Origin of the sequence: Paenibacillus sp. PsM32 (genome assembly GCF_030433815.1) — a bacterium.
GTDB classification, from domain to species: Bacteria; Bacillota; Bacilli; order Paenibacillales; family Paenibacillaceae; genus Saccharibacillus; species Saccharibacillus kyungheensis.
This window is the reverse complement of the sequence record NZ_JARUWY010000008.1, coordinates 181459-203616: the sequence shown is the minus strand read 5'-3', so window position 1 is coordinate 203616 and position 22158 is coordinate 181459. Positions and strand designations below refer to the sequence as shown.

Genomic DNA, 22158 nt, shown 5'->3' with positions numbered 1-22158 from the left:
TGTCTTAAAACCTGGTACTAAGACTTGAGCCTAAACCTATTATAATCACATCACGGGCAAAAAGAAAAGACGGATTTCTCCATCTTCGCTTATAAATCGTTATATTTAGTGTCAAAAAGAGTAGAATTGAGATTACATTCCGATAGATTTACCATCTACCGCTAACATCGCTTCGCCCAAAATTTCGGCAAGTGTCGGATGAGCATGAACCGTCTGAGCAACTTCCCACGGCGTGGCATCAAGGAATTGCGCCAGTGCCGCTTCGCTAATCAAGTCGGTCGCTTGTGGTCCTATAATCTGAACGCCAAGCAGATCCTCTGTCTTGCGATCGGCGATCACTTTCACAAAACCGTCACTTTCTCCATAGACTAGAGCTTTACCGATCGCTTTGAAAGGAAACTTGCCTACTTTGACATCTATTCCTTGCGCTGTTGCTTCTTGTTCTGTAATACCTGTACTTGCTACTTCCGGACGTGTATAGACGCAACGGGAAACTTGAAGCGGATTGTAGTGAACCTCTTCTCTGCAAATATGATTCACTGCTGCGATACCTTCATGACTGGCTGCATGTGCTAATTGAAGCCCGCCAATAACATCGCCAATTGCATAAATATGTGATTCTGTGGTCTGCATTTTGTTATTGACTTTGATAAATCCGTTCACGATCTGTACATCGGTATTAGCAAGTCCGATACTTTCGGCATTGGCTTGGCGACCGATCGATACCAGTACTTTGGATACGGTTAACACGTGCTCTTGTTCTTGATGACGGATCGTAATTGATAGTTGCTGTTGATCCGATGCAGGTGCATATGTATCTGTAAGCAAAGTCGCTTCTGTATAAATAGTTACTCCGCGTTTTTCTAGCAATTTGCGCAATTCGCGAGCTACTTCTTGATCTTCAGCAGGTAGAATTTGAGAAGCCGCTTCAACCACAGTAATCTTCACACCAAAATCACTTAACATCGAAGCCCATTCCATTCCGATTACACCGCCGCCGACAATTAACATCGATTCAGGCAATGATTCCAATTGAAGCGCATGATCACTATTCAGAATAAGTTGACCGTCTGCTTCAAGTCCTGGAAGAACACGAGGACGAGACCCTGTAGCGATAATTAGATTTTTGGAGACGACCGTTTCCATTTCGCCATCTTCGTACTCGACAGCAACTGCTCCACTTTGCGGAGAAAAGATAGAAGGCCCGATTACACGTCCTTTACCTTGAACAACTTTGATTTTATTTTTACGCATCAAATACTGTACACCTTGATGCAATTGATCGACAATACCTTGCTTACGGGCTTGTACTTTGGCAAATTGTAATGTGATATTGTCTGCTGCGATGCCATAGTCTTCGCTTTCTTGCATAAGTGCAAACACCTCTGCACTACGCAATAAGCTTTTGCTTGGAATACAACCGCGATGTAGACAAGTTCCGCCTAATTTATCCTGTTCAATAATCACTACTTCTTTCCCTAATTGAGCCGCACGAATCGCAGCCACATAACCACCTGTTCCTCCACCTAGTATTGCAATATCACAATTAATCGTCATCGTTAACAGTCACTCTCTTTTCTATATCTATATACAATACTATTGCGTTAAACTGAGTATTTTACAATTTTCGTTTTAAAATAAGCATTGATTCTGCACCTTTTTGAAAAATATAAGGCGTCGGCTTTTCTTCGCTTATCCATTCTCCTGCACTTGCTGTAAAGATCGCTTCTTCTATAAAAGAAACACGTTCTCCTTGCAGATTGACTAACGGAAAAATGCGTATTTCTTGAGTAGTTACACGCATCATCTCACGCAAACATTGAATATGAAACGACAAATCTAACCGATCTGCATACATAAACAAAAAATGAGCAGACAACGTCAAATCTACAGACTTATCCGGTAATGGTAACTGTGGCAAAGTAGCCGGAATATAACGTTGATCATACTGTGCTCGATCCTGACAGAACGTTTCCAGTGCAAATAGTCGTGTATTTCCTAATTGCTCTATCGTTCCCATCATCGTCCAGTCATATTCATGGTGTGCTGTCTGCATATGCTCTAGCATATGGGCAATATCTTGTTTTCCTTTAGCGTGCAGAGCATCAGTATCAAATGTATACGCGATATCTGTAGCTATCACATCCAACCCATGTTTGGAAGCTTCAGCTGTAAACGAGCATGCACCTGCCGGACAATCCAATATTCGCCGTCCTTGCAACTGCTCTTTGGTTAGATCAAACATGGACATATACTCATTGTACGTTCTGCCTATAAATATAATCCGATCTAAATGAAGCCCACCTGCATGTAACTTTTCACTCATCTCAGCTCAATTCCTTTCTCAGCTCAACTATGCTCTACTCCTCTATAATTCCCTTTGCACAAGCTATGTTGCCCGTCTATTTTAACATATCTGTGTTATTGTTCAATCATTGCAACCTAAGCGTTACGTATTTATCTGCTCACGATTTATGTTTGGACAACACTATTCATATAGAGCATCACGTAAACGACTGGACATTTTGGGCTGTTGAGCATTCACTTTAAGCAATGCTGTACGTAGACGTTTATTTTCGGCAGACACGGTCTGTAACGTATGAAGTAATTGCTCAATTAAAGGAGCATCACCTGCTGTCCATTCTGATCGTGTTAACAACTCATTCAGTTGTTGTTCTAAAGAAATTCGTTCTTCTTCAGTCATCGTTATTCTCCTCTTTTGTACATTATTATTCATTATTGTGTATGTTGCTTGATCATCATTGGATTCTACCTATACAGGTTATATCCACACCCTATGATATTTTACGATGATCGCTATGGTATATACTGTATCCGTAACATCAACAAACCGGGCAACAGTATGCGCCCGGTTCAATACTAAAAATAGATTAATACTTATCAGGTGCATCAGTACCCTTTTATAGTTCCACAAATGATAATAATCGTCAATCTATTTACGTTACAGATAGATCAAGCTTGTTCTTCAATAAGCTTCCGGTGTGAACAATCCTTGCTTACCTTGCAATTTCACTAACGCTTCTGCAAAAAAGTAATCTCCATAAATAATCGAGACATTTAGATACTTCTGCTCTGGATAATGAACCGTTCCTTTGGAGATCAATCCTTCGCCCCCTGTTTCTCGCGACGAAAATTGTTCATATAATCCTTGCACTAATAATTCACCTGCACGTTGATAAAAAGACTGCTCTTGCTCGGGTACATGGCGAGCCAGTTCTAATAATCCACTGGCTGCTATCGCTGCGGCTGACGAATCCCAGGCTATCCGATGCTCATCCGGTGCGCGAAAATCCCAAAAAGGCACAATGTCTTCGCCTAATTCGGTCAGGAAAAATTGAGCTGTCTGCTTGGCAATCTCCAGATATCGTTGTTCTCCTGTGTAGGCATAAGACAAAGCAAATCCATGAAGTGCCCATGCTGTTCCTCTAGCCCATGCTGAACCGGGAGCGAATCCTTGTCCGCCATGTTCTTTTACCTTTTCGCCAGTAAATGGATCAAATTCAACTGCATGACAGATCGAATGATCTTCCCGTACAAATTCTTTTGCTATCGTATCGGCATGCTCTATCGCAAGTGCTTGATAACGTGGGTCTCCTGTTTCTTTGGATGCCCAGTACAGTAACGGTAGATTCATCATACTATCAATAATAGCCACCCCGCGTGTATCCATAAAAGTAGAACCAAAATTCCATGCACGAATATAACGACCACGCACATTATATCTTGCTGCCAATAGATTCGCTGCTAGCAATCCACGACGACGAGATTCTAAATTACCGGATAATCGGTAATGTGCTACTCCGCTAAGAAGCCATGTAAATCCTAGATCATGATCGACTTTTTCTGGATCATAGAGACATTGCTCCAATTGAACTTCACAACTTTCCGCCCATGCAGAGACATCGATCCGGTTGTTAATTGCTTGTTCTTGCGTAGAGGAATCTGTAGCTGAATTCGGGCTTGCAGGTGTAGAATGAACCAACCATAACAATCCCGGCCAAAATCCTGCTGTCCACCACTCTGCTTCACGACGATCATATTCACCTTGTTCAGCCACATGAGGAAATTGATCTTGAATCACTGTGGCTGTAGTGGATGTTTGTTGAACGACCCAATTCCATGCTTCTGTCTGCCAGACGATCGGTGCTGTAGTATTCATATCGTATCTCCTTTGCTTTTCACAGGCGTATGCCCTGTATACAATTTGTATAGCTTGAGAAAATAGCTTTTGTACTGATAACCTAACATCTGGGATACTTCATCAACTGTACCATTTCCTGCGGTAATCCATTCTTTAGCACGCTGCATTTTGACACGGGTCGCATATTCGATAAAGGTCTCACCGGTTTCTTTTTTGAACAATCGACTAAAATAACTGGCATTCAAATGTAAATGTTCTGCCACTTCTTCTAATTTGACCAGACGATTCATATGTTGTTCGACATAATTGCGAGCATGAATAATTTCAGAGCGACAATTGGCTTGTAATGTCCAATCTCTTGATAATACAGCCAGCGCTCCAAAGCGGATATTCATCCATTCGGTAAGTTCATGGATATGACGAATATGCCCCATTTCACGATGTAATTCTTCTACAGAAAAAGCAAACGGTCGCTCATGCAATTGTTGTTGCTTTAATTGCCAGTCGATTGCTAATTTGAGCATAAATGTTTTGACTGTTTCTGGATGATAACATTCTTGCTTGAGACGTTCAATCCAATTGCTAATCCAGAGATTAATCTCACCATCAGGCAAAAGTGCCAATGACAATGATTCTGCCGCAGTTCCATAATTGGAAAATAAATCACTTTCTTTTTGAAAATCTAGTCGATAGCTAGAATCGCATAGTGTAGACGGTGGTAAGTAAAAATAACGATCAGCTTCTGCTTGCAATTGAATAGTATCGTTTATCGCTTCTTGCAAATGCATTGTTTTGGAACCACATACGGTAACAATCTCTGCTTTGGCAAATTTCTGCACACTATAGATCAATTGGTACATCACTTCATGCAGTATTTTTTCTTGTTCAGCACTAGAGCGAATCGGCAAAGCAAACCAGACAAAGCCTTCGCCAGGGCTTTTGCTCAAATGCACAGCGGTTCCTGAATGTTCTACTATTTCTTCGACGATATTTTCTACAGTAAATGAAAGCAAATCTAGATCATGAAATCGCTGTTTGCGCTCTTCATTGGCTGTGACAGTGTAATAGACAGGTAGAATCAATTTGCCACGTGTGTCTAATCCAAAATGAGTCAATCGCTGAATCCCATACTCTTCATCTTGAATACTACCTGACAACAATTCACTGGTGAATTTGCGCTTGATTAATAATCGATGTCGCAAATGATCTTCTTGTAACCGTTGATGTTCACTGGAATGCGATTGAGCTTGATCCAGTCGCTGGCGTATCTGTTCAAGGATAGGTACCAATTGATCTGCGGTTAGATTTTCTTTGAGCAAATAATCTTGTACGCCTAACTTCACCGCTTGTTGTGCATAAGCAAATTCTCCATGACAAGAAATAATGACTGACATTAGTGATGGATGTGTCTGCTTGAGCGTAGAAATGAATTGAATCCCATCGATCTTAGGCATTCCAATATCGGTAATCAATACATCTGGATTGTGTTCCTGCCCATAAGTAAGCGCTTCCTCTGGATCGCTAAAAGAACCTGCTAATTGAAAGCCCAGTTGCTCCCACGGGACAGCGCGAGACAAATAATGAAGTACGGGCATGCTATCATCGACCAGTATGACGCTATACATCATCATCAACCTCCTTTGATATCTCAAGCTAAATTATGTTCTATGGCTAGAGCTCCAATCTATTGCTTATGCGGCAATCCGATCTTGATCTCTGTTCCTTCGCCGGGATGACTTTCGATGTGTACTTGTACAGCAGAACCATAAATCATTTGCAAACGACGGATCACATTCGTCAAACCAATTCCTGAGATGGCAGGCACAGATGGGGAACTTGACTTGTATTCTGCTGAGCTATGATCGGATGATGCCTCTTCACTCATGTTGTCTGTATCTGCTGGTGCTACATCTCTTTTGGATAAGTCAGTATGTGTAAATGCTGATAATGATAAAGGATGTTGAGCGTATTCTATGTTTGGTTTCTGAATCTGATCTATCACTTGTTGTACTGCTTGCAAACGTTCTTCGTTCATCCCTTCGCCACTATCACGAATACTGATCCATAGCACATTATCTTTCAACCAAGATTGTATCCACAAAATACCGCCGTACTTCGACAATCCATGATGGTAAGCGTTCTCAACCAGCGGTTGAACAATAAATCGTGGAACATAGATACCGACCGTATCTGTAGCTAATTCCATTTCTACATGTACTTTAACTTCGCGCTGAAAATCTACCAGACGAATATAATGTTGTACCGTTTCTATTTCTTCTTGTAGTGGAATACACTCATTGCCCCGATTCACTGTCATGCGTAGCAATGAAGATAGTGAGCCTAGTAATACTGCCGCTTCATCAGAACCTTTTAACAATAGATCCATCCGGATCGCACCCAAAATATTAAAAAGAAAGTGAGGATTGATCTGTGCTTGGAGCATTTCTAGTTCTGCTTTGCGACGTTCGCTTTGTTCGCATTCTATCTGGACAATCATCTCTTCAACTCGATCTAACATCGCATCTAGCGATTGACCGAGTACACCTGCTTCATCTTCTCCACGAATACCGGAGCGAATACTGAGATTATCGTTATCGATTTTGCGAACAACTCCTGTTAATTTGACGATCGGACGGGTCAGACGTGCAATCCCTAATACCAGCAAAATCAGAAAAACGATCAACACTGCCATCTGTACAAAATTAGTCACTTGATAGATGCGATTAATCTTTTCAGCGGCAACGCCATAGGGAACTAATCCTTCCAATCTCCATCCAGCGACAGACATGTCTCTTTCCAGTTCAAGAATACCTTCTCGTTGTTGATATAGCTGTGTAAAATCGCTACCGATCCATGCGTTATTCGGATGAGAAATAATCTTGTTATCTGCTCCGACGATCATCATCTGAATCGTGGAATTGTATTTATTGAGTACGGCTTTGAGTTGTTCTTCATTCATACTCACAATCACATAACCATAGACTTTACCTGATAATAAACGTAGACTGCGAGCTACCGAAAGCATATACGTTGGTGGTTCTTCTTTCGATTGCAGATACGATGGGTGAAGTAAAAAGTTCAGCTTCCCACCTGTTACAAATGAACCGCTATTGGTCAGTTGATGGATATCGAGCTTATCAAGCTGGTATTGATCCGACTGGAAATTGCTATATACCATTTTACCATTTCCTGTCCAGACGGAAATATAGACTTGTTCTCCTGCATAAGAAAGATTGTCTAGCTTTTTGGTGACATCAGATGCTTCGGTCTGTCCTACATAGATTCCGCTACGTCGATATTTAAGTGCTAGATTGAGTTCTTGATCCAAGTACAGGTAATTGGAAATATAGATCAGCCGATTGATCTGATCGGTTAAGTACAGATTCGCTGCATCCAATGAATTGCCTGCATTTTGCAAAACGGTTTCTTTCATCATGTCTTTGGTTAGCCAGCTAGATAACATTGTGCCTGCGCCGATCGTTAACAGTAAGCAACAGGCTACGGAGGCAATTAGCTTGCCCCTTAGTGAAGTGTGCCAGATTCTCCTCCATGCCTTCATGCTCATATGACCTTTCATTGTGGATTAAAAGTTTACATCAAAAATGGTGGGTGGGAGCGTGAAGGAGGTTGTCCGCTTCGGTGAAGGAATTGTCCTTGTCATCGCTGTTGAACAAAAATACCTTGATTGACCTGAACGGTCGGTATTTTTATTCAAAGGCGACCGCTTCGCTTTTTCAGGACAATTTCCTTCACCTCCGCTCCGACGCTCCTTAGCTCCCACGCAATTTCTTGATGTAAAGCTTTCTTAATTTGGGGTAGCCGTTTTGGGGCTGAAAGAAATTAGTTTGTTTTATAAGAATAGTTGGTTTTGTGGTGATTGGGATTTCTTTGTTATGGGTTTTGTAGCTTTAGTATAGAGTTCTTTAGTATAGAGTTTTGGCTATTTTATAAGAATGTTTTAGATGAATGATGTGATTTTATTTTTAGTTGGTTTAGTTAGTATATAAGTTTGTTTTTATTTTAGAGAAATTCATTTCATTTCATTTTTTTGTTTGGTTTATGATTTGGTTTTTTTATAGTCTTTGTATAGATTCTATAGATGCTATAGATTAGCTTTTGTTGGCGTCTATGATTTGTTGGACGATGGCTTTGGCGTTGGTGATGGTGGTGTCGATGTCTTGTTTTTGTAGGATATATTTTTCGAACTCGGCGTTAACTTCTTGTTCGATTTCACTCAAATATGGGACAGCAGGAGCTTTGTTGATGCCTTTGCTGACTTTGAAAGTATAGATGAGTGAGTCTAGATCGACATTTTCTGGATGGGTGCCATTGTTGATAATACTCTCCAATGCTTTGCTTACATCTGCTTTTTGCCAGGAAGAAATATCTGTGCCTTGCGCTTGAATACCTTCTGTGGTCATCCAGCGGATAAATTTCATCGAAGCGTCTTGTTTGTCTGAACCTGCACCGATTCCGTAGTAATCGTAGTCATTGCTAGAATAGATTTCTTTGGTATCTGCGCTATTTTTGGGATAAGGTGCGACAGCTACTTTGAAGTCTGGTGCAGATTCTTTGCTACCTGCGATATTAGAGTTCATCCAGCTTCCCATGACTAACATACTTGCCGATCCACCTAGAAATTGATCACGATAGTTTAATTTTTGAGAAATAGCATCGCTATAAGGAACAGCGGATTTGTCTTCATGTTCTGCATTATACCGAAGTTCAAACGATGCTCGGAAATTCGGATCGTCCATATTGGATGTTCCGTCTGCTTTGAGATAGCTATTGTTCTCCGGTTGATTCAATAACTCAAGTAGCGTCTGAGATGCCCATGTATGGAAGTATACACCATAGTAGCTATGATCCGGTGCTGTTAATTTTTTGGCATATTCTCGAAATTCGTCCCATGTCCAATCGGTAGGTACTTTTAAGCCTGCTTTATCCAGACGATCTTTATTTAACAAGACATACGTAATCGCACGCTTACCTGGTAGTGCATAACGTTTACCATCAACAGCGAAGTCTGCTAGATATTCATCTTCATATTTAAAATCAATCAGATCGTCTAGCGGTGCAAATAATCCCATATCGACACGTTGAGCATACGTATTGGCATTGTTGACCATCACAACATCGATCGGATCACCCGAACCTGCGGCAAGGTCTAACTTTTTGATATATTCATCGGTATCACTTTTTTCAGACAAGCCTACATATTGCACTTCGATATCTGGATTCTTTTTTTGCCATGCTGCATAGACATCATCCCAATGGAATTGATCTTTGGTGTACCATGTGTAAAATGTAATTTTCGTTTTACCATCTGCGGTTGTTGCTGCATCTTTAGCCGAGCCACATCCTGCGAGTACCAATAGTAGACAGCAACTTATAATAATCATTGATTTCCATCGTAGATTCAATTTCATGATAATCCCCCTTAGAATGTATACATTGTATATAAAAATAAATCACGTTTATCCTTTGACACCACCGAGTGCAATGCCACCAATCACATGTTTTTGAGCCAGTAAAAAGACGATCACTAGCGGTAAAATAGCCGAGCATGTACCTGCCATAATCAGCGAGTAGTATTCGCCGGTCGCATCGGCAAAACGGTTAATTCCTAGTTGAACCGTAAATAGTTCTGGCGAACGTAGAAAGATCAGCGGTGCTTGATAATCATTCCATGTCCAGATAAAACGCAGAATCGCATATGTAGCGATAAATGGTTGCACTAACGGTAATGCTATTTGAGCAAAAATCCGTAGATGCCCTGCTCCATCAATCTTAGCGGATTCAATAAATTCACTATGAATCGACATAAATGCTTGTCGCAACATAAATGTACCCAATGCACTGAACGATTCGAGCAACACCAATCCGATATGGGTATCAAAAAGCCCTAGACTGCGATACATAATAAATTGAGGAACCAGTACCGCCTGCCCTGGAATCATAAAAGTCAGTAAGACGATAATAAATAATGTATCCCGACCGCGAAAATGGATTTTGGAGAACGCATACGCTGCCATTGCTGAGGTAATCACTGAGATTAGAATGGTCATCACCGATACTTTGATCGAGTTCCAGTAATACAGCATAAATGGCGGATCACCGAACCAGACAGCACGATAATTTTCGACTACATTCCAGTTATGTGGAATCCATTGCACCGGATATTTGAATACATCAGCTTCTGGCTTGAACGATGCTGACAACATCCAGATAAACGGTAGTAAAAAGATAATTCCTATCACCAGCATGATAACGGTTACAATAATTTTCGTCAAAGACAGTTTATCTTTTGTCGGACGTTGAGATGATGATACATGTGGAGCTGAAATCGGATGTTCCAACAGCTACACCTCCTTATAGCATCATAATAATTTAGTAGTTAACCCACTTTTTCTGACCCCAAAATTGAACAACCGTAATCAGTAAAATCACAGCGAACAGAAAGACCGATTCTGCGGCGGCATATCCCATTTTCAAATTTACAAAAGCTTGATCATAAATTTCATAGACCATAACATTCGTAGATTTGGCAGGGCCACCTTGTGTCAGTACAGCGATCAGATCGAACGTTTTGAACGAATAAATGATACCTGTAATCAATAAGAAAAATGTAGTTGGTGATAACATCGGTACAGTGATCGAACGGAACTTACGCCATGATGAAGCTCCATCAATATCGGCGGCTTCGTACAAGTCTTTGGGAATCGACTGTAACCCTGCTAGATAGACGACCATATTGAAGCCTATCGATGTCCAGACTGTAATCATCATAATCGAAGGTAGCGCATACGTAGGATCTGCTAACCATTTCGGTGGATTGGTAACACCTAGAGACATTAGAAATCCATTTACAGGCCCTTGAGAAGGATGAAATAAAATCTGAAATACAATCGCTACGGCAACCACACTTGAGATATACGGCATAAAGTAAATAATTTTGAAAAAGCTTTTGAAATACACTTTTTCATCCACTACAATCGCTATAACTAATGAAAATAAAAGTGTAAATGGTACAGCTAATAGTAATTTGATATTGTTCAGCATCGATACAAAAAACGATTTATCTTGAAACAAATGACGGAAATTATCAAGTCCGATCATCTCAACTCCGCGAAACCCTTGAATAAAGTTCCATTTGGTTAGACTGATAAAAAAGAGCGAGACCATCGGAATTAAAATAAAAACGGTAAGTCCGATCAACATCGGAGCAGCAAATAGATAACCAGCAATCGTTTCTTTAGCTGTTGTTGAAAGCCAGCGCTTGGACGAAGATGAAGCTGTAGATTGTGATGCAGAACGTTCCACGATTGGTACCTCCTTGTAGAATAGTGCCACAGCCGCGGACTGTAGCAGGTATTCAGTTGATATCTTATGTTCTAAGTGTATCGTGGAACAGTTTTCCATTTAAGACACAGAACTGACCTGTTTACAAACAATTTTTACCTTTTATGATTTCATGAGAAATTATTTTTCTGTTGTGAGCTATTAGTGGGATGTATTAGTTGTTTATCAGCAGAAAATTATATTAATTGTCTTCACAACTATAGATAATAAAATAGACAACAAAAAAAGTAGTCTGGTTATTATATCCAGACTACTTTTTGTATAAACATCATCAGCTAGACTATAGTTTATCTTCGATCCTATCTGATTATAAAAAGATGTCAAAAGAAATACGGGAACCTGTGGCTTCAATTCTTGCTCCTCGTAATAATCCGTTACGACTGGCTACCTCATTCGCTTCGTTAGGAAACGTAATCGTCGCTTGCGGGGTACGTGGTACGATTCGTATATACTGATCACGATAAGTCACTGTTATCACTTCTACCTGTTCTTGCTCTATCATCGTTGCTGATGATACACCTGCCTTATCTGCTGTATACCGTTCATTTATCGATTGTTCTGCACGAGCTATTAATGATTGACGATCGATTCGTTCTGTCTTGATCGTAGATGATTCTTGTCCGTCAGATAGAAATAAAGGAATCCACGCCCCGATCTGCTTGATCTGTTCTGTAGATGGATCATGCTCTGCTTCATCATTAGCAACAACTTCATACGTTACCACGATATGTCCGGGAGACTGTTCATAAGTCGCAATTACATAATTAATGCCTTGTAATGGCCCCTGCCATCGTATGACCAGATGATTATGATCTGCGGTGGTCGAAGATTGCTCAATACGATAAGAACCTCCACCATCAGACGGATCAACTCCTGCATCACGATCAAAAGGAATCGCAGTCGGTATTCCTTCTGCTAGATGATGCCATACGTTATCTGCTATCTGCCACGCAGGCATATGAATAAGCGGGAAAATATCACCTGCGTTAAACTCTGTAAATCCTTGATCTCTATGTCCGGGAGAAGAAGTAGCTAGATTCGCGTGTAATCCGGCATGCTGAATACGTGCTATACCTGGAATCATATACGGATCATTCAGTGCCGTATGAATGACTATCTGCTGGTCTGGTACTGAACTAAAGACCGTCTCAAACCAACCATCTGCTTGAAGAGTACGACTTCCTAACTCTGCTGGAATAGGATAAGGTGTAATCTCTTGTGGTTGTTCATACCAGAGCGTATAGGCCAGTGCAGCCGCTGTCCATAGATTATACGTCGTATGATTGCTATACACTTCATATCCATGTCGTTGCTCTGCCGGAAAATGATTACGAACGATCTGCACATATCCTTCAGAAGTTTGCCACTTTTCTATCGCTGCCCATGTCTTATCTGCTGCACGCCGAAATGCTCCAGCCCATTGTAATGCTCCATCTGCATAGGCTTGCTGGGCTTGCATCGTAAATACAAATGCTGCTGCCGCTTCATTCCATTGATGCTGTGCACTGCGCCCCCGTGGTGGTAATTCTCCAAGTGGTGATAATGTCAATAATGAACTGATCGCTCCATGCTGTAACTGACTTTGCAAAGCGGTTGCTGTTGTACCAGCATATCCCGATAACATCATCACACCCAGATGATAACGAGTCGCAATATCGTAAGCAAACGGGCTATTGGGTCGATCTAGCGGCCCATCTTCATACCAGCCAAGTGATGTAAAGCGAGGCAGATGGTACTTTTGCAAATAGTCGTCTATCCATGTTGTATCCTTAGAAGCTATATCTTCGGCTTGCCGTATCACTTCTCCAGACAACATAATCGCATTCCAGTTGATCATACGATTCGGATTTTTCATTTTGCTCATCGTAAATAAATAAGTCTGCTCCGGTTCAATCGTTGCTAATGCTTGTCGCCATCGTTCGGCTTGCTCTGGCATTTTTTCTTTAAGAATACGATAAGCTCCCATAATCATTACAATAAAAAAATCAGGATGTTGATCCGGTGTTCGCTCGGATACTAACAACTCAATACTATGAGTTAGCGCAGACGCCGCAGAGTCGATTAAGTCTTCTCGTCCGCTACTCACTAACACCGCCGCCGCAAGAGCATACGAAGGTGTCGAATAATAACGTTCGGCTTGCGAATAAGGATCAATAATCGCTCCATCTGCTTGCTGATGAGTCGCATAATAATCTACCATTTGACTGAGCATCTTCACTTTGCGTTCATGTGTCCAATCTGATGCAGGTAAAGGCTGACTTTGATGCAATAATTGTTCATATTCACGTGCCTCATCTGCCCACCCATAAGAAGATGGATTCCATCTATTCCACTGTTTCAAAATAACCCCTTCTTTCGGTCTTTTGATAGTTCATGATTACGTCTATTTCTTCATGAGTTCAGTGTAGCACCTTGCTTGATCTGATAAGATTCACAGATTTGACTGATTAAGCGACAATCTTGACTCTGGTTATCATGCTAAAGATGGAATAGATGTAATTACAAATGCTAGATCGATTACTACAGTGATTGTATGTTCTGAATGTGAGATGTCTTCTAACGAAGAACTATGTGCTGTAATACTCTTTTGCTGTATAGATTGTTCTTGTATTCCTTGTTCTATAGAAGCAACATGCTGAATCGATGTTCGATACAATACGATTGTTGCACCATGATGATCGACATGTTGGATCACTTCCACTGTGACCTTTTCTTGAGCTTGTGCAAGCTTTAGACAGACTTCTGCTTTGTTGCCAATCCAGCGTACAGTATCAGCTTCTATAATCGGCTCTATAGTGCTCATAAATCGTTCAACAATTGGCGGAGTGACTTGATCTAGTGAATGAGTACTACTTTCCTGTGCACTGAATCTATTCTTCTCTACCTGCGGTTGACGATTAAATGTAAATCGATCGATCAATTGCAACGTGGCTTCTGCTTGATCTTGTGAGACAGACCAATCCAGATCACGAGTATACTGTTGTAAAGTCGGATGTGCATAGGCTTTGGTGATATCTAGCTTCCATATCGCACGATCTATCTGCCCCTCTCTCCATAGACGCTGTTCTAACACATGAGACTCTGCTTCACGTCCACTTTGTTGTTCCTGACCATCTATCTGCGGAACCGAATGCCCTGCTGACGAAATATTCAAAATCTGTTCTCTGCCAGGCGCAAAATAAGCCTGTGTATACAGCCCTGCTCCGAGATCAGATAATATATTTTCTCCACCAGCATGAACAATGAATGAACCCAGATCATTATGATTATGAGGTTCATCATTATGCCCGCCTTTGGTTGCCAGCGCTATCGTCATATCAGACTTGGAAAGATTACTTTTGCAGATCATCCAATTCAGATCAGGTAAATAGATCCCACCTTCCTGTCCATCAACCTGCACAGAATCATAAGACGCAAAGTAACTTTCATCTGACCATAACAAATTACGAATCAAATGCGCCCATCGGCGACAAGGATCATCTACCAATAGATTGATCTGAAAAGGTAACGAATACTCATGCCCTGTCCATTTGCCTAATTGCGATAATAATCCGGGTGGCAATATCTCTTGTTCATCACTATCCGAGAAATTAACAAATACTCCGTCTGACAAATGAAGATGTTCTGGAAAAGCCGCCATCTGTGCAATCTTAGTAGAACGCAATAGATGTTCATACTGTGGTTCTACACGTATCAACATATCTGCAAAATAAGTATAATAACCGAATCCATAGACCCAATACCCTAATCCCTCTGCACATCCTCCATCTTCACCATATCCTGATAAAAAGTGACTCATTGCTTGAATCATCCGTTCCAGAATCTGAACCCGTCTAGGATTATCTTGCTTCAGTAATAATAAAGCGGCTATTCCGCATCCTGATCCACAGACAGCCGACCAATTATGATCTGCGGTCTCCCAGCCGAATAATGGATTAGGGTCGCTCAACGGCTTGAATATCCGTCGCTGTACTTCGGACTCGATCCGCTCTATAATGCGATCATCTAACCGCCCCCGAAATAACGTACTTAGCTCGGCTAACATACCAGCTGTCTCTGCTGCAAACAAATCAATCTCTTCCCATACCGGTCGTTGTGCGTGTTGGTTGGACTGTGGCAAATGTGCAGGTAAGCACCATGTATACTCATTGCAGATATCCCATAATGCTTCTTCTAATGCTTCTATGTACGATGTACCCTCATCGGCTGTGTGTAGGCTTATGATTGCTAACGCTCCGATACGCCCTCTTTTCTCAAAATAAAGCTGTTGATACTGCTCCCGTCCTCCATGATCAGCAAATTCACGAAAAGCTTCAAACGACAGTACAGGAATCGGAAGAATCAATGCTTCATTCGCTAGATGCTGTAACTCTGTCCACCATGCTGTATAGTTGGGATTGCTTAATGTATATTGTACTCGCTTTTCCAGATCATCTATCCCCCATAGTAAAGCAGAGGACTTGGTAGAAATATTCATAATATTCACCTCGTAGATAGAATAGTTGTTGATTGTTTTGAAGATAACGCTTTCAACGATAAATGTATATCTATTATGAATTTTTCATATAATGAAATAATTATAAATAACTGGATATTTGAGCATTATAGGTTATGCTATATAAAAATATATACCGAATTGGAGGAATAATGATGAGTGTAAATATTGAGTTGGAACAACATATTACTACTTTGACCGACGAGGAAAAAAATGATTTTATCAAACATGTCTATTTAATCCTAAATAATCGTAGCAATTCGGATCTAATCGTTAGAGCTAAAATTAGTGAATTAGTAGGTCGTTATATCAATATCAGTAAATAACATACATCGCATACGATGATGTAACTATTCATGATATCATTCTGCATTTTTAAATATAGAATACTCATTTTTGGCAAATAAAAAGTCGCTTTTTTATCAAAGCGACTTTTTGTGTTGCATGCTATTTTTGTATTAAATGCTATCGGTATAGATGTCTAGCGAAACCGAAGCCCGCTCTTTTTATGCTTGCGTCTACGGATCAAAATATAAAATAACATAACCAATACGATCCCAATTCCATCGACTAATGTATCTGTAAAATGCCCTGTTCGTCCTGATACAAATGTCTGATGCCATTCATCCGACAACGCATATACATAAGATACAATACCTGCCCAGACAATCGGCGCATACTCTCGGCGTGTCAGTGGAGAAAACACACGACATAACAAAAACGCCAGAATCGCAAATTCAACCACATGCGCTATTTTACGAATAAAAAATTCAAAAAAATCATAAGGCGATGTGCCACTTACCAGATAACCATCATACGAAAATTCAATCGTAGGCGTAAATGTAGACAATGTGGACTCTGGAATCAAGTCTGCCAAAAAAGGCTTCAAATCCTGCTCAATATACGGCTGATTGGATTTGTAAAAAATAAAAGCCATCCATGCTAACGCCAGTACCGTCCATATGATCCAGCGAACGTACGGAAATTTTCGACTACTATAGATAGAACTCATTCAGCTTATCCCTCCAAACATATGCAGCATAGTATATCATATCCTGCACATCTGATCATCCCACTGTCCAAAGCAACATATCAAAAAACAGCCCGATCTTTACCAGACTGTTTTGGTTATTACACTATGTATTTTTCAGCACATACGGCTATCCTAGTATGTTTTTATCTTATCGACCCTATCGTGTCTTTAATCAAACATACTAGCTAGTCGTTAACCTATTTATCAAGTACAAACTTGTCTAGACAAACAGTCATTTTTCACGTTGCAATTACAGAATTCTTATTCTATTCGATAGGAGCACGTTCTACAAAATATTTATTTGTCATATAGAAAGCTTCACCACGTGATGTTTCCACTTTTCCTTTTTTCGGATCAAGGAACACAATCTCTTTACACTTCGTGCAATACCATTTGGTACGCATAAATGGTGAATCTGTAGTATAAGCTGTTCCACATTTGCAATCCACTTTGATCAAAATCTCATTCGCTTTATAAGCAGTGCTCAAGTCCTCAGCAGGATGTTGTTCTTCCGGCTGAATCGGAACAATCACACGTTGATGATCAGAGAATTGATTTTGTACTTTAAAATCAGCAACTAATTCGGGATTCAACCCAAAAAATTCTTTACCTATATTAGTCACATAACGCGTATTGCTTCTATAACTTTCAAGCCATTCCTCGATCTGCTGGTTCGATAAAGGTACAGTACCTTTTATACCACTGTTCAAGGTGTATGTCATGATGTGCAAAGCATCGCTTGGTCTGCTTGAGTACATTAGAAACCTCCTCTTTCTTCAAAGCTAATGTACTATAAATCATCGTTTTTATCAAAGCACGAAATTAACTAAAATCCCATGATATTGAATTCGCTAGTACATATATGCCGTTTTATTCCCGGTAAAACGGATTATTACATTTTTGTTACAAATAAGTCAGCAAGCATCGGACCCTACTTTCTAGCCTATCCCCCCTATTCGCGATGATTATGTACCATTGCTTAACTTATATAATCGCCCAGATCGACATGCCAAGTTATCTGGTTGCGGGCAATCCACAATTGGACAGCATCATGAAAATGCTGAGCATATTGCTTACGGGAGACCTCATTTACAGTACAAAAATGCTCTATTAATTGATATTTTTCTACCCAATCATTCATCGTAGCAAAGCCAATATGCTTGATCATATGACATTGGAAACATAACGACTGAAACCCGTTCAGGTACTGAACTTGTGCATCTGTATCAAATGTCCATATCTCATGACAATGTAGCTTATCGATCGTATCCCCTTTGACACGATGACAGATACAGCAGGTATACTGGTCACGCTTTTGAATATCCTGGCTGAATTGTCGCCACTGATAAGAAGTTAATCGATTACGAAGATTCAAGTGCATTGTCGATTCGGGAATTAATTCTATTTCTAACTTTAATTCATTATGATTCATAGAAGTTTCCTGTACCCAATCATTTTTGAGCTTCCTTAGATTATAACACTAATGTTAATAATTTATAACACTAATGTTAACATTAAGGCAAGACTAGAACTTGATTCAACGTACATAATTAATACGATTAAACTTTTGATCATTATATATCAATTATTCATTTTTTGAAATCGTTAAATCTAAGAAATGTAGATTTGGATCATTTTATTTGACAGTTAATTGAAATTTGCCGTTGATATTATTACCGATCTCATAATTATTGATCGTCATATATACAACCGTCTTTTTATTCCACGTTGGTAGATGTTCACCTTCTGCATATAATTGTTGGACATCGTCAATCATCTGCTCACATTTGGCTTGTACCTGTTGATCCGGTAAATCATATACACCCTGCGCGCTATAATACGGTTCCATCTTCGGTTGATTGTAAATATCAATATACAGATACTCTAATTGATGAGATGGATCTTTGTAAAAGTAAATTTTGTTGACTACAAAATCATCTGTCGCTACATAATCTTCGATCTGATGAGTCATATCATGAATAGCGGTATCTTCTTCTATTGTCCATACATTCTTTTGGACGGTTGTTAACTCTTGTTGATACCTCTCAAGCTTCTTGGTTAGCGCCTGATTGCTCTGCTCACTCTGGTATATCGTTGTATAAAGCTTCTGATTGCTTATCCACAATACGCCAGCCAGTGCAGTTACTACTATTAGTAGAACAACAGCTATGATCCAACTGGTAGGTCTTCTTTTATGCTGAATAACAGAAGTCGTCCAGTCTTTTTCTACAAACCGCATAACAACCTCCTTCAATATTATTCTCGTTTGCATTATACATGAAATAAATCATAAATCAGCACTTTTTTTACAAGCATGAGTAATGAATCAAGACTTTGGAATGAGGAAATAACAGCATTAGGTCTATCCACTTATTTTATAAATATTTGTCAAAAACACTAGCTGTTTATGTAAACCTATGGTAATATTAGTCCATACAGAAAGGAGGTGCGTCAACATTCAGATTAACATGTTGAACGCGTCCTTTACCCAATCCGAGGTTCTTGTCTAAACCACACGAACTTCGGAGGCGCGGGATGCGGATCAAAGATTTCAATTAGCGCCATCGGGTTAGAAAGACCACCTTCGGGTGGTCTTTTTATGTGCAAAAAAATATTTTTCCGAGTAATTCATATTTTTTTTCAGATAAAACTAACTTATTAAGGAAACTATGTTAATATGAAGTTAAATCCTATTACATAAGCAAAATAACTTCCTGAATATAGGGTATCCGTCACATCAAAGGAGGTTTATGACGAAACGATAGATTGCACTTTCATTAAAAGGCATATAGTTCTTTTGTTTGTCTACTCTTCATAAGGAGCATCCAACTCTATAATATTATGATCAGGATCAAGAATATAAATCTGTGCAAAGCCGGCCAAACTATGGGGACGTGCTTCATAGAATACATTTTGTTGATCTAACCACTCCAATGTCTGACGATAACTCCTTACCCAGATAGCTAGATGTCCATCTGTTGAATCAATATTCCCCTCACGTAATGTTTCTCCTTGCGGTTGCTGTATCAAATGCAACTGTTGCTCACCTATTGCATACCATATTCCTACAGAATCAAATGGCGGACGCTCAATTTCTTTCAATTGGAGTACGTCAGAATAAAAGACACGAGATCTATTAATATCACGTACTGCCAAACTCATATGATGAATATATCCAAATTCAATCATGTTTGTGTTCTCCTTTTGTCTTTTTTTATTCATTGTTGGAACATTCTTTTTCTATATTATCCTGTATGTATGGATAAAGTAAATTCAGTTAGAGAGTGAAACGTGAAAAAGGGATTCTATTTACTAGGCATATGCTGTTCAAATTAGGATTCAAAGGAGAAATAAATAATGAAAAAAACATGGGTTACATTTGGTCTTGCAACAGTGACAGCACTAGCGCTCGTAGTTCCTTTCCATTCATCTGCTTATGCGGCTACTTCTACAGCAACTCAAGAAACTACTCCTTCTTCAATCGATAGTCAGAATATTGATCTCAATTTCGACCTTGTGCTTCAAAAAGGAAACTCTGTTGTCAAATCGAGTACATTCCCTTCTTATAAAGATCTGGTATCAGCAACAGCTGATCTTACCCTTCGTTCGGATGAACGTATCGTTTTATCCTATGAAGGCTATGATGTAGTTAAGAAAAAATGGGTTCCTGTTAATGTAAACGTATACGATTATTCTTATAATAGTGATATCAGTCTGGCTCCAGACCCTAATGCAGATGGTGGTCGTGGTGCTGTTCAATTCCGTTTTGTAATAGCAGGATTTAATATCCAACAAACATCTCACCAAAAAATATCGGTACACTATTTTGCTTCTTAACGATAATATCTACAACTCATTTTAAAAACGTATAACATACAGATAGATAACCCTCTGACTTACGCTTGTTATCATAAGCAGAAGCTAGAGGGTTATTATTTAATTTATCTACTTTGGTACATCTATTTCTAGCCACCCTATGAAAAATAATTGCCAACTTTTAAGAGAACGCTTACAATATGTAATATTAATATTCAATTAGCTATCTATTTTTTAACGCAGGAGGTACATTCATAATGATATCCAGCGAAAACGATTTGCATCATTTCTCTCAAAAGCCTATCCGCTTTATTCTCACCCCTTCTCCTGTCGCTCAATCCACTTATCTGTATATTCAAGAAATCGGGTATCATTATATCGATTCATCTTCTTCTATTAAACATGCCAAAATTGCGTCCTATCTGTTCTTATATACATTGTCCGGTAGTGGTTGTCTGTATTATCGAGGACAGTCTTTTTTATTACAAGCAGGTGATTTCTTCTGGATCGATTGCAAAGAAGAATACCGCTATGAAGCGAAGTCCGAACAACACTGGGAAACGTTATCGATCCATATGTATGGAGCCACAATAGCAGGCTATTATGATCAATACGACAATAATCAGATGCCGGTATATCATTCGCAATCTTCTTCGCTGATTCTGGAGCTAGCTCAACAATTACTTAATCTGCAATACACACGTACACAGAAAACAGAGCTTCTGAATGCTCAACTCCTCACACAATTGTTAACCGAGGTCATCTTAACGACGATCTATGCCAAAGACAATACATACAGCATCCCTTCCAAAATTCTGAATATGCAAACTTATCTCGAACATAACTACACGCAAGCGATCACACTCGACCAGCTCGCCAAACAATACGGGATGAACAAATTTCAACTGACCAAAGATTTCAAACAATATATCGGACTCCCTCCGATCGAATACCTGATCCATATTCGGATCAATGCTGCCAAAGGCATGCTACAATATTCCGACAAAAGCGTCCAAGAAATCGCCAACGAAGTCGGCGTAGACAATGTATCTCATTTTATCAATTTATTCAAAGCCAGAGTCAATTGCACCCCGCTTAGTTACCGAAAAGAATGGTCGTAACGATAATTCAGACGACTGATGACATCATATAACTCTCTACATTTCACTGTACTTTATAAACACTATTTTAAGTGTAGTATACGTATATTCTCCTGTGAACAATAGAAATTATTCCTAATATATGGTATAAAAAATATGATAAATAAAGGATACTATTATTCATAAGGAG

At 39.7% G+C, this 22158-nt stretch carries 19 protein-coding genes; 3 read left to right on the top strand and 16 right to left on the bottom strand.

The genetic code is table 11. The features are described 5' to 3' along the window. Positions 1–132 precede the first annotated feature (132 nt). The 11 genes from lpdA to QCD85_RS16285 all read right to left on the bottom strand — a co-directional run bounded on the left by lpdA (position 133) and on the right by QCD85_RS16285 (position 16001). Positions 133–1557: a dihydrolipoyl dehydrogenase gene (lpdA, locus tag QCD85_RS16335; protein ID WP_301263240.1), complete on the bottom strand. Its 1425-nt coding sequence runs from the start codon at positions 1555–1557 to the stop codon at positions 133–135. Between the two features lie 61 nt (positions 1558–1618). Continuing rightward, positions 1619–2326, bottom strand: coding sequence for an SAM-dependent methyltransferase (locus QCD85_RS16330; protein WP_301263239.1), 708 nt, complete (start codon positions 2324–2326; stop codon positions 1619–1621). Positions 2327–2488: 162 nt separating this feature from the next. Then, positions 2489–2704, bottom strand: coding sequence for a hypothetical protein (locus tag QCD85_RS16325; protein ID WP_273612917.1), 216 nt, complete (start codon positions 2702–2704; stop codon positions 2489–2491). 282 nt (positions 2705–2986) lie between these two features. Further along, positions 2987–4180 (bottom strand): glycoside hydrolase family 88 protein, encoded by a 1194-nt coding sequence (locus tag QCD85_RS16320; RefSeq protein WP_301263238.1) that lies wholly within the window; start codon positions 4178–4180, stop codon positions 2987–2989. Then, the gene (locus tag QCD85_RS16315) at positions 4177–5790 is read right to left on the bottom strand and encodes a response regulator (protein WP_301263237.1); all 1614 of its coding nucleotides are present in this window, start codon (positions 5788–5790) and stop codon (positions 4177–4179) included. Before QCD85_RS16315 ends, QCD85_RS16320 begins: the two co-directional genes overlap by 4 nt. Positions 5791–5846: 56 nt before the next feature. Further along, positions 5847–7721, bottom strand: a complete 1875-nt coding sequence (locus QCD85_RS16310) for a sensor histidine kinase (protein ID WP_301263236.1) — start codon at positions 7719–7721, stop codon at positions 5847–5849. Positions 7722–8271: 550 nt separating this feature from the next. After that, positions 8272–9591, bottom strand: a complete 1320-nt coding sequence (locus tag QCD85_RS16305; protein WP_301263235.1) for an ABC transporter substrate-binding protein — start codon at positions 9589–9591, stop codon at positions 8272–8274. A 48-nt stretch (positions 9592–9639) separates the two neighbouring features. Further along, complete coding sequence (locus tag QCD85_RS16300; RefSeq protein ID WP_301263260.1) at positions 9640–10428, bottom strand: carbohydrate ABC transporter permease; 789 nt, start codon at positions 10426–10428, stop codon at positions 9640–9642. A 124-nt stretch (positions 10429–10552) separates the two neighbouring features. After that, positions 10553–11485 (bottom strand): carbohydrate ABC transporter permease, encoded by a 933-nt coding sequence (locus QCD85_RS16295; RefSeq protein ID WP_273612922.1) that lies wholly within the window; start codon positions 11483–11485, stop codon positions 10553–10555. Between the two features lie 346 nt (positions 11486–11831). Continuing rightward, positions 11832–13865 carry a glycosyl hydrolase gene (locus QCD85_RS16290; protein WP_301263234.1) on the bottom strand — a complete coding sequence of 678 codons (2034 nt, stop codon included), beginning with the start codon at positions 13863–13865 and terminating at the stop codon, positions 11832–11834. A gap of 132 nt (positions 13866–13997) precedes the next feature. After that, positions 13998–16001, bottom strand: coding sequence for a heparinase II/III domain-containing protein (locus QCD85_RS16285; RefSeq protein WP_301263233.1), 2004 nt, complete (start codon positions 15999–16001; stop codon positions 13998–14000). Between the two features lie 173 nt (positions 16002–16174). Here QCD85_RS16285 and QCD85_RS16280 point away from each other — a divergent pair, with 173 nt between their 5' ends. Then, on the top strand, positions 16175–16345 hold the full coding sequence (locus tag QCD85_RS16280; protein WP_273612925.1) for a hypothetical protein: 171 nt from the start codon (positions 16175–16177) through the stop codon (positions 16343–16345). A gap of 155 nt (positions 16346–16500) precedes the next feature. Here QCD85_RS16280 and QCD85_RS16275 read toward each other — a convergent pair whose 3' ends face one another. The 5 genes from QCD85_RS16275 to QCD85_RS16255 all read right to left on the bottom strand — a co-directional run bounded on the left by QCD85_RS16275 (position 16501) and on the right by QCD85_RS16255 (position 20241). Beyond that, a complete protein-coding gene (locus QCD85_RS16275) occupies positions 16501–17031 on the bottom strand; it encodes a VanZ family protein (protein ID WP_301263232.1) in 531 nt (176 codons plus the stop codon). Positions 17032–17318: 287 nt separating this feature from the next. Further along, complete coding sequence (locus tag QCD85_RS16270) at positions 17319–17810, bottom strand: hypothetical protein (protein ID WP_273612927.1); 492 nt, start codon at positions 17808–17810, stop codon at positions 17319–17321. A gap of 221 nt (positions 17811–18031) precedes the next feature. Further along, complete coding sequence (locus tag QCD85_RS16265) at positions 18032–18484, bottom strand: hypothetical protein (protein WP_274172370.1); 453 nt, start codon at positions 18482–18484, stop codon at positions 18032–18034. 204 nt (positions 18485–18688) lie between these two features. Continuing rightward, on the bottom strand, positions 18689–19291 hold the full coding sequence (locus QCD85_RS16260; RefSeq protein WP_301263231.1) for a hypothetical protein: 603 nt from the start codon (positions 19289–19291) through the stop codon (positions 18689–18691). Between the two features lie 566 nt (positions 19292–19857). Continuing rightward, entirely contained in the window at positions 19858–20241 is a 384-nt protein-coding gene (locus QCD85_RS16255; protein ID WP_274172369.1) for a VOC family protein, read from the bottom strand. 168 nt (positions 20242–20409) lie between these two features. On the opposite strand from QCD85_RS16255, the gene QCD85_RS16250 reads away from it, so the two are divergent. Next, positions 20410–20889: a hypothetical protein gene (locus QCD85_RS16250; RefSeq protein WP_301263230.1), complete on the top strand. Its 480-nt coding sequence runs from the start codon at positions 20410–20412 to the stop codon at positions 20887–20889. A 236-nt stretch (positions 20890–21125) separates the two neighbouring features. Next, complete coding sequence (locus QCD85_RS16245) at positions 21126–21989, top strand: AraC family transcriptional regulator (RefSeq protein ID WP_301263229.1); 864 nt, start codon at positions 21126–21128, stop codon at positions 21987–21989. Positions 21990–22158: the final 169 nt, after the last annotated feature.

Bases quoted from the DNA above. Each gene is read 5' to 3' on its own strand.
- lpdA (WP_301263240.1), bottom strand. From the start codon at position 1,557: ATGACGATTAATTGTGATATTGCAATACTAGGTGGAGGAACAGGTGGT.
- QCD85_RS16330 (WP_301263239.1), bottom strand. From the start codon at position 2,326: ATGAGTGAAAAGTTACATGCAGGTGGGCTTCATTTAGATCGGATTATA.
- QCD85_RS16325 (WP_273612917.1), bottom strand. From the start codon at position 2,704: ATGACTGAAGAAGAACGAATTTCTTTAGAACAACAACTGAATGAGTTG.
- QCD85_RS16320 (WP_301263238.1), bottom strand. From the start codon at position 4,180: ATGAATACTACAGCACCGATCGTCTGGCAGACAGAAGCATGGAATTGG.
- QCD85_RS16315 (WP_301263237.1), bottom strand. From the start codon at position 5,790: ATGATGTATAGCGTCATACTGGTCGATGATAGCATGCCCGTACTTCAT.
- QCD85_RS16310 (WP_301263236.1), bottom strand. From the start codon at position 7,721: ATGAAGGCATGGAGGAGAATCTGGCACACTTCACTAAGGGGCAAGCTA.
- QCD85_RS16305 (WP_301263235.1), bottom strand. From the start codon at position 9,591: ATGAAATTGAATCTACGATGGAAATCAATGATTATTATAAGTTGCTGT.
- QCD85_RS16300 (WP_301263260.1), bottom strand. From the start codon at position 10,428: ATGCTGGTGATAGGAATTATCTTTTTACTACCGTTTATCTGGATGTTG.
- QCD85_RS16285 (WP_301263233.1), bottom strand. From the start codon at position 16,001: ATGAATATTTCTACCAAGTCCTCTGCTTTACTATGGGGGATAGATGAT.
- QCD85_RS16280 (WP_273612925.1), top strand. From the start codon at position 16,175: ATGAGTGTAAATATTGAGTTGGAACAACATATTACTACTTTGACCGAC.
- QCD85_RS16275 (WP_301263232.1), bottom strand. From the start codon at position 17,031: ATGAGTTCTATCTATAGTAGTCGAAAATTTCCGTACGTTCGCTGGATC.
- QCD85_RS16270 (WP_273612927.1), bottom strand. From the start codon at position 17,810: ATGTACTCAAGCAGACCAAGCGATGCTTTGCACATCATGACATACACC.
- QCD85_RS16265 (WP_274172370.1), bottom strand. From the start codon at position 18,484: ATGAATCATAATGAATTAAAGTTAGAAATAGAATTAATTCCCGAATCG.
- QCD85_RS16260 (WP_301263231.1), bottom strand. From the start codon at position 19,291: ATGCGGTTTGTAGAAAAAGACTGGACGACTTCTGTTATTCAGCATAAA.
- QCD85_RS16255 (WP_274172369.1), bottom strand. From the start codon at position 20,241: ATGATTGAATTTGGATATATTCATCATATGAGTTTGGCAGTACGTGAT.
- QCD85_RS16250 (WP_301263230.1), top strand. From the start codon at position 20,410: ATGAAAAAAACATGGGTTACATTTGGTCTTGCAACAGTGACAGCACTA.
- QCD85_RS16245 (WP_301263229.1), top strand. From the start codon at position 21,126: ATGATATCCAGCGAAAACGATTTGCATCATTTCTCTCAAAAGCCTATC.